Consider the following 12,703-nt stretch of genomic DNA (forward strand, 5'->3'; position numbering starts at 1 on the left):
TATTATAAATAAGAGTTTGATAAAGGTAAAGAAAAAATGGAGAATAAAATGGAAAATATTGTCAGTGAATTGGTTAAAATTCATAATGGAAACTTTAAAAATAAAGTTGGGGATAAATATTTTTCTGAAATGATGTTAAGTGAGCAGTATGAGATATACTGCTTATTTAATTATACGAAAGAAAATATTTTTGTGGAGAAATTAAAAAAAGAAGATAAAAATAAAATTTTAGAAAAAAATCAAAAAGAAAAAACGGATTTGGATAAAAATGAAAAATTTGAGAAAAATGTGTTGGGATATGTCGCATTTTATGGTACAATAGGAAGCATAGATATTTTTGAAATTGCAATAAAAAAAGAATATCAGGGGCAATGTTTTGGTGAAAAATTATTAATTGAAAGCATGGGAAATTTACTTAAAAATAATAAAAATTCAGAAATTAAAAATATACATTTTTCAGAAAATAAGTTTTTGCTGGAAGTTAACGAAAATAATATAAAAGCACTAAAACTTTATAAAAAAATTGGATTTGAACAAATTTCTGTAAGAAAAAATTATTATGGAAATAATGAGGATGCAATAATAATGATGAAAATCATTTAGTTTGAGCATAAATAAAAGTAAGGGAGAGAAATGGGACAGAATAGTATTTCATTAGAATTAAAAAAACAGATAACACCGAGTATTTTTATAATTGGAGAGGAATATTATAATAAAAATTTGGGGAATATAACAGCACTTTTTGCCGATGGGAATTTTATGACGGTAGAAGGTGAATACAAGGAAAATAGCCTTTGCAAGACATCGATTACGGTGGAGCAGAAAAAAGGAGAATTTGTTGAAGCAGACTGTGATTGCATGTTTTTTAAGAACAATAAGAAAAATTGCTGTAAACACGTTGTAACATTGGGAATGATGGCGGACCATTCAGAAAAAATTTCAAAAGTTATTGGAACTGACGATATTGAAATGATGTTTGAAGATGACTTTGAGGAAGATAATAAAAAATTAGCTAAAATTAAAGAAAAAGAGCAAAAAGCTAAAGCTGAAAAAGTTGCTAAGCAAAATTTAGAAAATGATAAAAAAAATAAATTACGACAAAGCCAAAAATTAAAAGCCGAGAATATAAATATAAAAAAATTAGATAAATCAAATAAAACCTCTGAAAGAATAGAAAATATTAAAAATGAAGAATTGAAGAATTTTGATAAAAAAAGTAAAAGTGTGGAAGTCAAATTTGAAACTATTGAAGGGGATACTGAAAATACTTTAAAAGATAATAGTATAAAAGTCGAAATAGATTTCCAGAATACGCAAAAAACTAAAAATAATGAAGAAATAGTGGAAAATCTTGAAAGTGTTTCTGCAAAAATCAATGAAATTTATAATTTACATTTGGAAAATCAAAATATTGAATCGGAAGAACAGCAGGAAATGCGACTTGAAGTTGAAATTGACGAGGGAAGTTACAGTGACTATAAATATGGATATGACTATAACCAGGAAAATAATGCACGGGGATATATTTTAAGACTAAAAACAGGGCTAAAGAAAACTTACTATGTGAAAGATATTTTAAAATTTATCGAATCGGTTGTAAAAGACAGAGAATATGAAGTAACTTCTAAAATTACTTATAATCCAAAAACTTATTTTTTCAATGATATAAATAAAAAAATAATCCATGCAATTTACGAATACAGTAAAGAAATTCAAAGCGTAATTGACAGCGGAATTAAGGATAAAAAAGGGCTAAAAGTGTATGAAATGCTCTTAAATAGACTGCTTATAGCTATGGAAAAAGGAAAAAGCCTAGTTCTTTTGGGAGAGCAAAAGCAGATAATGAATTCGTATGAACCGTTATTTGTATTGGAAAATGAAAAAATTACAATGAGAAATATCGAAAGAATTTCTGAAAATAGTCCATTTTACACTTTTTCAAACGACACAACGAAAGTTTTTAAAATGGATAAAAATGAAATAAAATTTTTTGAAAAATTTGATTTTTTAGATACGGAACTGTTTAATCAGCTTTCCAGTGATGAAAATCAGAAGTTAAAGGCAGTTTTGGGATATGAAAATATTAATGTTGCCGAATATGCTGATGAGGATGGAAATATTGACATTTTTGTTACAGAAACTGATGAAAAGGAACTTGTAAAAATTAACTTGTCAAATACTGTTTGTGCGTTGGAAAAAAATGGGAAATATTTTATTCCCAGAAAAAATGCACAATTATGTGAGGAATTGAAAAAACTTGTGAAAAGTTATTCTTTTATGTATTTGGAGTCGATGGAAGGCAGTTACAATGTAAATTATGAAGGGCTGGGTAAGATTTCCGAATATATTGATAAAAACTATCCGGATAAGGTAAAAATTCATCTGGATAACAAAATAAAAAATGCCCGAAATATAGATGTTCATGTTGGAATAAAAAAGGTGGAAAATAATTTTTTGAATGTTAGCTTTGACATTGAGGGGATAAAAACTGAAGATGTGGAAATTGTGATGGAGGCAATTAAAAATGAGCAGAAATATATAACGCTTTCAAGTGGGGAACTTGTAAAAATTGCCAATAAAAGCATTGAAGAACTGGTTGGAATTACAGATTCTATTTCTAATCTGAAAGTTGGAGAAAATAAAATTTCTAAAATAAAAGCTTTACAGCTTGCTCAAATTTCAAAAAATATTCAGGAAGAACTTGTAAAAATGGATGAATTTAAGGATTTGTTCCATAAAATAAAAAATCGGCAGGAAATAGAGCCGCATAATATAAATGTACAATTATTTCCGTATCAGAAATTAGGTTTTAATTGGCTGAAAAATATGTATGATATTGGATTTGGAGGAGTTCTGGCTGATGATATGGGGCTTGGTAAGACTTTACAGACAATTTCGCTGTTAAATGAGATTTATCAGGAAAACAGAGATTTTTCGGCTTTGATTATTGTACCGAGTTCACTGCTATATAACTGGAAGGAAGAAATTATCAAGTTTACAGGGATAAGTCCAACTCTAATTGAAGGAACGGCAGTTCAAAGAAAGGAAATTATATCCAAAAAATCAAGAGGATTTATGATAACAACTTATCAGGCTTTGAGAAATGATATAGAAGAGTACAAAAGCAGAGATTTTGATGTAGTAGTGCTGGATGAGGCTCAAAATATAAAAACAACAACTTCTCAAATAAAAAAAGCTGTTATGAAAATCAACAGCAAAGTAAATTTTGCATTGACAGGAACGCCAGTAGAAAATAATATTTTAGAACTATGGTCAATTTTTGATTTTGTAATACCGGGATATTTAGATAATTTGACAAAATTTAAAAAAACCTATAAAGAAGCAATTGTAAATCCAAATTCTTCCAAAATACACAACTTGCGTGAAATTATCGCTCCATTCTTGTTAAGAAGAACAAAAAAAGAAGTACTTACAGAATTGCCAGATAAAATTGAATCAAATATGGTTGTAACATTGAGCAATGAGCAAAAACAGCTATATATGTCGTACATAAAGAAAGCTAAAAGTGAAATGAAGAAATTTAACGAAAATGAAAACAATCGGATGAAAATACTGGCTATATTGACAAAATTGCGTCAAATATGTAATTCTCCAACTTTATTTAAAGAAGATTATAAAGGCGAGGTAGCCAAACTGGAAGTATTGCGTGACTTAATGCCAGATATAATTGAAAATGGGCATAGACTATTAATATTTTCTCAATTTGTGGGAACTTTGAAGGAAATTGAAAAAGAACTTGAAAATATGGGGATTGAGTATTTTTATATTGATGGAAGTGTGAAATCTAAGGAAAGAGTTGATATTTGTAACAAATTTAACGCTGGAGAGCGACAAGTGGTTCTAATTTCGTTAAAAGCAGGTGGAACTGGACTAAACCTCGTTGGAGCTGATGTTGTGATTCATTATGATCCGTGGTGGAATATCGCTGTGGAAAATCAAGCTAGTGACAGGGCATATAGAATCGGACAGAAAAAAAGCGTGCAAGTTATAAAACTTGTGACAGAAGGTACAATTGAGGAAAAAATTATAAAAATACAGGAAAGTAAACGTAAGTTAAGTGAGAATCTGCTAGAAAATAAAGACGGGGAAAAAGTCTTGTTTGAGATGAGTGATAAGGAATTAATGGAATTACTTAGTTAAAGTTGAAAATTTTAATTATTAATAAATTTTAGTTGCATTTTTCAAATTCATTTGGTATAATAATTTTAGAAAATAAATATGGAGGTGGCATTATAATGCTAGATAAAATTAAATCAATAGTAGTAGATCAATTAGGAGTAGACGAAGATCAAGTAACTGAAGATGCATCTTTTGTTGATGATTTAGGAGCAGATTCGTTAGATACAGTTGAATTAATCATGGCTTTTGAAGAAGAATTTGACATTGAAATTCCTGATGAAGATGCACAAAAAATTAAAACAGTTAAAGATGTAATTGAATACATCGAATCTAAACAATAGATAAAACTTTTGGGGGAGTATTCCCCCTTTTTTATTGAAAAAAAAATGAAAAAATGTTAAAATAATCTTATTGTAAAAAAGTTATTATTTAAAATAATAAAATAAATAAGTAGTTGTTTGTAATTTTTATAAAAACAAGATTACTATTAATAAATACTTTTTTTATAATATTTATGTTTTTTCTTTTTTTTAAGCAAAGGGGAACAGTCGCTATCCCCTTTGCAAACCCAGCTTGTCTAAGTATTTTTTGAAAACAAAATCGAAACTCGCTATGTAAAACTACGCTCACTTTCGCAAATTACAGAGTGAATTTAATTCTATCAAATGAATTTATTATAGAAGTTATGGCGAAAAAAACACATAAATGTGTTTAGTCGATTTTATTTCCAAAAAATCACGACATTTTTAGTTTAATTAAAACAGTTAATTTAACTAAAACAAACAATAAGCAAAATTTCGTTAGAAGAAAAATAGCTGTTTGAGCTTTTGCAGTAAATTTTAAATTGGATAAAGTTATTTAAATTAAAAATAATCTATATTCAAAAGCGAGTTCTATTTTTCTTTTATAAGAAATTTTGCGTAAAGCGGGAGTGCAGAGGTATGGCGTTTGATACCTCTGCTTAAAATAAATAATATAAGGGAAAAATTAAAATATTATCTCAATAAATTAAATATATTTAAAATAAAAAAAATAAAAGATGAGAGGTGTATTAATGAGAAGAGTAGTTATTACAGGAATAGGACTGGTAACACCATTAGGAACTGGAAAAAATAAGGCTTGGAAAAATTTGCTGGCTGGAGAATGTGGAATTGACAAGATTACGCAGTTTGACACTTCGGAGCATTCAGTGCATATTGCGGCAGAAGTGAAGGATTTTGTGCCTGAAAATTACATTGAAAAAAAAGAATTGAAAAAAATAGCCAGATTTTCACAATTTGCGATTGCGGCTTCTAAAGAAGCGTTGGAAGATGCGAAATTGGAAATTACTGAAGAAAATGCGGATAGAATAGGAGTAATTATTGGTTCAGGAATAGGTGGGCTGGATGTAATTGAGCAGGAAGTGGAAAAACTTGTTACAAGAGGGCCTAAGAGAGTATCGCCATTTTATATTCCAGCGGCAATTTTGAATATGGCTTCTGGAAATACTTCAATTTATATAGGCGCAAAAGGACCTAATAAGACTGTTGTTACAGCTTGTGCTTCAGGAACAAATTCAATTGGAGATGCTTTTCAGGCAATCTTGTTAGGAAAGGCTGACGCAATGGTAGCTGGAGGAACAGAAGCAACAGTAACTCCATCAGGAATAGCGGGATTTGCAAACTTGAAAGCATTGTCAACTAATCCAGATCCAAAAACTGCATCACGTCCATTTACAGCTGATAGAGATGGATTTGTACTTGGGGAAGGTGCTGGAGTGCTAGTGCTGGAAGAGTTGGAACACGCTAAAAAACGTGGGGCAAAAATTTATGCAGAAGTTGTTGGATATGGGGAAACAGGAGATGCTTTTCACATGACAGCGCCATCTGACGGTGGAGAAGGTGCCGCAAGAGCTTTTAAAATGGCTTTAGAGCAAGGAAATATCAAACCCGAAGAAGTTGGATACATTAATGCGCACGGAACATCTACACCTGCTAATGATAAAAATGAAACTCAGGCAATAAAAACAGCATTTGGAGAACATGCATACAAACTTTCTGTAAGTTCTACAAAAGGTGCGACTGGGCATTTATTAGGTGGAGCAGGAGGAATTGAAGCGGCGTTCTTGGCGCTTGCAATTTCAGAAGGAATTATGCCTCCAACTATAAATTATGAGAATCCAGATCCATTATGTGATTTGGATTATGTACCGAATAAGCCTGTGGAAAGAGATATTGAAGTAGGAATGTCAAGCTCGCTGGGATTTGGTGGACATAATGCGGTTCTAGCATTTAGAAAATATAAATAATAAAAATATTTTGAAATAACTAGGGGGAGAATAAACATTGATTTTCCCCTTAATTAAAGCGTAAAAAATAAATAATAAAAATGAAGGAGGTGAAAACATGGAAACGGGTGCAAATAGGGATGCTAAGGAATTGATGCAGAAAATAGGATATGAATTTAAAAATGAGGAATATTTAGAAGAGGCGTTGACACATAGATCGTATTCTAATGAAACGGAAAAAGATAGAAGATTTAACAATGAAAAACTGGAATTTCTAGGAGATGCAGTTCTAAATCTTATAACAACAGAATATATTTATGAACTTTATGAAAAAAAGACGGAAGGTGAACTTGCAAAACTAAAAAGCCAAATTATAAGTGAACCTGTATTTTCTACTATTGCAAGCGATATTGAACTAGGAGAATATTTGTATTTGAGCAATGGCGAAATTATGTCTGGCGGTAGAAATAGAAGGTCTATTTTAGGTGATGCCTTTGAGGCTTTGATTGGTGCGATTTTTAAAGATTCAGATTATTATACTGCGAAAAATGTGGCATTGAAATTACTGCTTGGAAAAATAAATAAACTTGAAGAAATAGAAGGAACTGGTGATTATAAGACGGTTTTACAGGAATTTGTTCAAGGAAAATATAGGAAAATGCCAGAATATAAGCTGCTTAGTACAAAAGGTCCTGACCACGATAAAGTTTTTGAAATTTCTGTAAGCTGGAATGATAAAAGTTACGGAGTAGGAACAGGGAAAAGTAAAAAGGAAGCTGAAAAACATGCGGCAAAAGAGGCATTAGCAAAATTAAAAAAACAAAAGCAGTAAAAATAGGAGAACAATATGGAAAAAGTGGCGTTATATCCAGGGAGTTTTGATCCAATAACGAAGGGACATATTGATATTATAAAACGTTCTTCACATTTATTTGATAAGTTAATAATAGGAATTTTTAAAAATTCTACAAAATCAAAAGCCTGGTTTTCAGATGAAGAAAAAGTTGAGATGATAGAAGAAATCTTGAAAAAAGAAGATGTTGATGCTGAAATAAAGATTTTTAACGGATTGCTAGTTGATTTTATGTATGAAGAAAAGGTAAATATTTTAATAAGAGGGCTTCGTGCTTTATCGGATTATGAATACGAGTTACAATTTACGCTTACAAATAAAACACTTTCAAAAAGTGAATTTGAAACAGTGTTTTTAACGGCTTCAAGGGAATATTTATACTTGAGTTCAAGTCTTGTGAAGGAAGTCGCATTAAATAAAGGTGATTTACATTTTTTTGTTACAGAAAATGTAGAAAAGCGTTTAATTAAAAAAGTTGAAGAATTACAAAAAGACTAAATAATTTTAAATACCTTGCTAAATTACTAAATTTCACAGTTAATAAAAAGGAAAAAAACATAATTTTGTTAAAAAAATTTGGTAATATGAATAAGAAACGATAAAAGAGGAACTTAAAATGGCTGTAAAAAAAACAAAGGTAAAATATATATGCTCAGAATGTGGTTATAGTTCATTAAAATGGCTTGGAAAATGTCCTAACTGCGATTCATGGGGAACTTTTGAAGAAGAAATTGATATAAAGAGTACTTTTAGAAATGTAGAATCAGGAGATGTTTCAATTAGTAAGATAACGGATATTGAAATTGAAAAGGAATTTCGAATGGTAACTCCATTTGAAGAATTTGACAGGGTTTTAGGAGGCGGACTTATAAAAGGGGAAGTTGTACTGATTACGGGAAGTCCTGGAATCGGAAAATCAACTTTTTTGCTTCAATTATCGCAGGAATATGCAAAAATTGGAAATGTATTCTATGTTTCTGGGGAAGAATCGCCACGACAAATAAAGCAGCGTGCAGAACGTGTCAATGTAAAAAGTGAAAATTTGTATATTTTGAATGACACAAACATTGAAAAAATCGAAAGTGTAATTTTGAAAGATAAGCCTAAAGTCGTGGTAATTGATTCAATTCAGACACTTTATTCAGAAAATGTTAATTCCATTCCTGGAAGTGTAACTCAAATTCGTGAAACAACTTTAAAAATCATTGAAATTGCTAAAAAAAATGAAATTGCATTTTATATTGTGGGACATGTTACAAAGGATGGGAAACTAGCGGGACCAAAACTATTGGAACATATGGTAGATGCAGTATTGCAAATTGAAGGGGAAGAAAATAATTACTACAGGATTATCCGTTCTATAAAAAATCGTTATGGATCCACAAATGAAATTTCAATTTTTGATATGAAAGAAAATGGAATTAGTGAAGTGAAAAATCCATCTGAATTTTTTATAAGCGATAGAGATGAAAAAAATATTGGAAGTATTATTGTACCAATTTTTGAAGGAAGCCGTGTATTTTTATTTGAAGTGCAGTCGTTACTAGGAACACCAAATTTTGGGATGCCTAGAAGAACAGTTGAAGGATATGATAAAAATCGTGTCGAAATATTAAGTGCAGTTTTATCTCGTTCATTAAAGGTGGATGTAAACTCTAAAGATATTTATATTAATATTCCAGGTGGAATTGACTTGAATGACAGGAGTTCTGATTTAGCTGTAGTTTTCTCGCTTTTATCTTCAATAAAAGGCATACCGATAAGTCAAAAAATAGCTGCTATTGGAGAGCTTGGATTACGGGGCGAAGTGAGAAAAGTTTCATTTATCAAAAATAGAGTAAATGAACTGGAAAAACTCGGATTTGCAGGAGTGTACTTACCAAAGAGCCATCAGGCTGATTTTGAAAAAGAAAAAACAAAAACAAAAATAAAGCTTAACTATATAAGCAATATAAGTGAACTTGTCGAGAGGATAAGGTAAGCCAATAGAGCAAAAAGGCGAAAGGATAAGAAAATGTTAAAAAAGGTAGTGAATAAGAAGAAAATATTGGAACACATATTTGAGAGAATAGCACCAGGAACAGCTTTGAGAGAAGCGGTAGACAAAATTCAGGAAGCAAAGCTTGGGGCATTAATTGTATTGGGAAATCCAAATAATTTGAAAGATGTGATGGGTGGTGGATTTGAGCTAAATACAGTATACTCACCACAAAAAGTTTATGAACTGTCCAAAATGGATGGTGGGATTATTTTGTCAGAGGATATAAAAACAATTTATGGAGCAAATATCCAATTACAGCCGAATTATTCCATAGAAACAGATGAAAGTGGAACAAGACATCAGGCAGCACACAGAATCGCTCAGCAAAAAGGAAATTTAGTTGTAGCAGTTTCTGAGAGAAGAAATAAAATAACGGTATATTATGGTAAATTCAGATATTTACTAAATGAAATTGGAGATTTACTGACAAAATCTTCACAAGCAATAACAGCCCTTGAAAAATATTCTCTTGCGATTGAAAAAAATCATGTGAATTTGTCAATTCTTGAGTTTGACAACATGGTAACACTTTATGATATTGTAGAATGTGTGAGAATGTATGGGCTGCTTTTCAGAATGTCGGAAGAATTGATTGAATATATGGCAGAGCTTGGAAGCGAAGGACGGCTTATAAAAATTCAGTATGAAGAAATAATGTTAAATAAAAACGAAAGTTTTGATGCTCTTATAAAAGACTATAAAATAAGCGAGGAAACAGCGGAAAAAATTGGTTTAAGAGTGAAATCCTTAACGAAAGAGGAATTGCTGGATGATGAAAAAATCGTGTGTTTACTTGGATTTGATACAAATATTATAAATTTTGATGAAAAGATAGAGCCACGTGGTTATGGACTTTTGAGCAATATAACAAAAATAAGCAAAAAGGATAGAGAAATTCTTGTAAAGGAATTTTCAAACGTTCATTCAATCTTGATGTCAACAGCTTCAGATATTGCTAAAATAAAAGGAGTTAGTAAATATAAGGCTGAACACATTAATAAATCACTAAAACGTATAAAAAATAGAACTGTAATTGACAGGGAATAAAATATTAATCGAAATTAAGAAAAATTATAAAAATAGAAAAAATTAAGAAAGTAGGTAAAAATGAAAGATAAAAGAGTGACTGTTGGAGGACAGGCTGTTGTGGAAGGGGTTATGATGAGAGGGCCTAAAGCGATTGCAACAGCTGTTCGTAAGCAGGATGGAAGTATTGTTTATAAAAAAATAACACTTACTGAGAAAAATAATAAATGGTTAAAAGTACCTTTTGTTAGGGGAGTTATAGCACTTTATGATGCAATGGTAGTTGGGACGAAAGAACTTATTTTTGCATCAAATCAGGCTGGACTGGAAGAGGAGAAATTGACAGATAAACAGGTTGGGTTTACTGTTATGACATCGGTTTTATTAGGAATTGCCGTATTTATGTGGCTGCCATCTGCTGTTGGAGGTTTTTTCTTTAAAGATAATGTTTTAAAAGCCAATATTGTTGAGGCTGTGATAAAATTAATTCTTTTCTTGGGGTATATTTATGGAATTTCGTTTTTGAAGGATATACAACGAGTTTTTGAATATCATGGGGCAGAACATAAAAGTATTATGAATTACGAAATGGAAAAGGAATTAACACCAAAAAATGCAAAAGAATGTACAAGATTTCATCCAAGATGTGGTACAAGCTTTCTTTTACTTGTAATGTTTATAAGTATTTTAGTATTTTCAACAGTTGATTTATTTTTTAAAGTTCCAACTGGACATTTTACAATGCTTCTTTATAAATTAGTAACAAGAATACTGTTTGTACCATTTGTTGCTGGACTTTCTTATGAAATACAGCGTTGGACAAGTTATCATTTGGATAATGTTTTTGCAAAAATAATAGCTGTTCCAGGAATGTGGCTACAAAAAATTACTACAAGTGAACCTGATGAAAGCCAGCTGGAAGTGGCGATTGTGGCTTTGAATGTGGCGTTGGGGAATGAAGTAACGAATGCGACGGAAGTTTTTGAATAGAAATTTGGATAAAATTATTTTGGATAAGGCTGGATTTTCCAGTCTTTTTGTATACATTAAATTTACTTGTTAATTTTATAAATATAAAATTAGAAAGAAAGAGTTGCGAGAAGTTAATAATAACAGTATTCGTATAGAAGGAATCAGAAATTGAGAAAGTTTGAAGTTAAAGAATACCATATTAATAAGAGTTTATAAACTTTATAAATTCTGTAAAAATAAATTTTAAGGAGATAACATTGAACAGAAAAACAATCGCAAGTTTAACTATCTTGATTGCTTCATTAAATGTTAAGGCTGCTAAACTTGTGTTTACTTCAGAGAAAACACCAACATATAATAAAATAGATGAAAAATTTATAAAATATGTAAAATACAAAAATCAGGCTGTAGAATATAGCGATGGAATAGGAATAACAGATGGAACATTGGATTTTGAAAATCTTGAAATATACGCAGGATTAGAGTGTTGTTTTACAATTTATTTTATATTTATTAATGTGTTAGCAAGGGCATTCAAAAGGATGCCCTTTATAAATATTATATTGAAGGTAATATTATTTTTTTAATTTATCAACTTCTTCAATCAGCCTATCTGAATTTATATAGGAATCATCTTTTTTATCACTGTCTTCAATAGCCCCAAGATAAGTTTCCACGTCTTCTTCTCCTAGAATGCCATCAAGCAGTTGATATAAGATTTCTCTTCTTCTGTTTGCAGGTATTTTTTCATATCCTTTCATATAAACTGAAATGTTTAATATTTTCTCTTTTTTACTGTCTATTTTAAAATAAAGGTCGTCAGAAGACATATCTATTCCGCTTGACATTCTTATCCTAACTTTCTTCATTCGCTGTTTAAAAGGTTTTACAATCCATTTTTCCATTTTTGGTGCATTTGCGGCTAATTTTCTCACAGCGGGAAATAAGTCAACAAGACCATTTGCTGTTATTATTAATTCTCGTTTTCCATTTTTTGGAACAGCTGATATTTCAACTCCCAAAGCTTCATTTATAACACTTAATCTTATATGAATCTGTCGCCAGATTTTCTGTTGCTCATCCTTTGAAAGTTTATCGAAATTATAAATTTTATCTTCATTTTCCTTGAAATAATCCCAAAAGAATTTACTCTTGCTTTCAAAAGCTTCTATTTTTACATCTTCATTTTTAGTTATTTCCTGCTGATTTTCAGTAACATTTTTTTGTTCAATTCTTTCTTTATCGTTTTTATCTTTTTGACAACTTAATATTGTTAAAGCGAGTAAAATTAAAATATTTTTTTTCATAAAAAATTCTCCTTTTTTCATAGTAAGATTAATTTAAAATCTATGATTATATATTCTAAATTTTGGATTTGATACCTTTTAAAAAAGTTCAAATTATA

Annotated in this window: 11 protein-coding genes; 10 read left to right on the forward strand and 1 reads right to left on the reverse strand. The window is 30.3% G+C overall.

Translation table 11 applies throughout. The annotated features are described in order from the left end of the window. The first annotated feature begins 48 nt into the window (after window positions 1-48). The 10 genes from FVE77_RS04605 to FVE77_RS04655 all read left to right on the forward strand — a co-directional run bounded on the left by FVE77_RS04605 (window position 49) and on the right by FVE77_RS04655 (window position 11,885). A complete protein-coding gene (locus tag FVE77_RS04605) occupies window positions 49-603 on the forward strand; it encodes a GNAT family N-acetyltransferase (RefSeq protein WP_026746600.1) in 555 nt (184 codons plus the stop codon). 30 nt (window positions 604-633) lie between these two features. Next, window positions 634-4,161, forward strand: coding sequence for a DEAD/DEAH box helicase (locus FVE77_RS04610; protein ID WP_026746599.1), 3,528 nt, complete (start codon window positions 634-636; stop codon window positions 4,159-4,161). A gap of 95 nt (window positions 4,162-4,256) precedes the next feature. Then, window positions 4,257-4,481, forward strand: coding sequence for an acyl carrier protein (locus FVE77_RS04615; RefSeq protein ID WP_026746598.1), 225 nt, complete (start codon window positions 4,257-4,259; stop codon window positions 4,479-4,481). A gap of 713 nt (window positions 4,482-5,194) precedes the next feature. After that, window positions 5,195-6,427, forward strand: a complete 1,233-nt coding sequence (gene fabF / locus FVE77_RS04625) for a beta-ketoacyl-ACP synthase II (protein ID WP_026746597.1) — start codon at window positions 5,195-5,197, stop codon at window positions 6,425-6,427. Between the two features lie 97 nt (window positions 6,428-6,524). Then, entirely contained in the window at window positions 6,525-7,238 is a 714-nt protein-coding gene (gene rnc / locus FVE77_RS04630) for a ribonuclease III (protein WP_026746596.1), read from the forward strand. 15 nt (window positions 7,239-7,253) lie between these two features. Next, the gene (coaD, locus tag FVE77_RS04635; RefSeq protein ID WP_026746595.1) at window positions 7,254-7,757 is read left to right on the forward strand and encodes a pantetheine-phosphate adenylyltransferase; all 504 of its coding nucleotides are present in this window, start codon (window positions 7,254-7,256) and stop codon (window positions 7,755-7,757) included. 118 nt (window positions 7,758-7,875) lie between these two features. After that, complete coding sequence (gene radA / locus FVE77_RS04640; RefSeq protein ID WP_026746594.1) at window positions 7,876-9,240, forward strand: DNA repair protein RadA; 1,365 nt, start codon at window positions 7,876-7,878, stop codon at window positions 9,238-9,240. Between the two features lie 33 nt (window positions 9,241-9,273). Then, complete coding sequence (gene disA / locus FVE77_RS04645) at window positions 9,274-10,347, forward strand: DNA integrity scanning diadenylate cyclase DisA (protein WP_026746593.1); 1,074 nt, start codon at window positions 9,274-9,276, stop codon at window positions 10,345-10,347. Window positions 10,348-10,407: 60 nt separating this feature from the next. Beyond that, window positions 10,408-11,316, forward strand: a complete 909-nt coding sequence (locus tag FVE77_RS04650) for a DUF1385 domain-containing protein (protein ID WP_021743985.1) — start codon at window positions 10,408-10,410, stop codon at window positions 11,314-11,316. 239 nt (window positions 11,317-11,555) lie between these two features. Beyond that, window positions 11,556-11,885 carry a hypothetical protein gene (locus FVE77_RS04655; RefSeq protein WP_026746592.1) on the forward strand — a complete coding sequence of 110 codons (330 nt, stop codon included), beginning with the start codon at window positions 11,556-11,558 and terminating at the stop codon, window positions 11,883-11,885. Here FVE77_RS04655 and FVE77_RS04660 read toward each other — a convergent pair. Next, entirely contained in the window at window positions 11,874-12,605 is a 732-nt protein-coding gene (locus FVE77_RS04660; protein WP_026746591.1) for a hypothetical protein, read from the reverse strand. The genes FVE77_RS04655 and FVE77_RS04660 overlap by 12 nt on opposite strands. Window positions 12,606-12,703 lie beyond the last annotated feature (98 nt).

It is taken from the genome of Leptotrichia hofstadii (genome assembly GCF_007990525.1).
Classification (GTDB): Bacteria; Fusobacteriota; Fusobacteriia; order Fusobacteriales; family Leptotrichiaceae; genus Leptotrichia; species Leptotrichia hofstadii.

Excerpts from the sequence above, each read along its gene's own strand:
- rnc (WP_026746596.1), top strand. The coding sequence starts at position 6,525 with ATGGAAACGGGTGCAAATAGGGATGCTAAGGAATTGATGCAGAAAATA.
- radA (WP_026746594.1), top strand. The coding sequence starts at position 7,876 with ATGGCTGTAAAAAAAACAAAGGTAAAATATATATGCTCAGAATGTGGT.
- fabF (WP_026746597.1), top strand. The coding sequence starts at position 5,195 with ATGAGAAGAGTAGTTATTACAGGAATAGGACTGGTAACACCATTAGGA.
- FVE77_RS04615 (WP_026746598.1), top strand. The coding sequence starts at position 4,257 with ATGCTAGATAAAATTAAATCAATAGTAGTAGATCAATTAGGAGTAGAC.
- coaD (WP_026746595.1), top strand. The coding sequence starts at position 7,254 with ATGGAAAAAGTGGCGTTATATCCAGGGAGTTTTGATCCAATAACGAAG.
- FVE77_RS04660 (WP_026746591.1), bottom strand. The coding sequence starts at position 12,605 with ATGAAAAAAAATATTTTAATTTTACTCGCTTTAACAATATTAAGTTGT.
- FVE77_RS04605 (WP_026746600.1), top strand. The coding sequence starts at position 49 with ATGGAAAATATTGTCAGTGAATTGGTTAAAATTCATAATGGAAACTTT.
- FVE77_RS04650 (WP_021743985.1), top strand. The coding sequence starts at position 10,408 with ATGAAAGATAAAAGAGTGACTGTTGGAGGACAGGCTGTTGTGGAAGGG.
- FVE77_RS04610 (WP_026746599.1), top strand. The coding sequence starts at position 634 with ATGGGACAGAATAGTATTTCATTAGAATTAAAAAAACAGATAACACCG.
- disA (WP_026746593.1), top strand. The coding sequence starts at position 9,274 with ATGTTAAAAAAGGTAGTGAATAAGAAGAAAATATTGGAACACATATTT.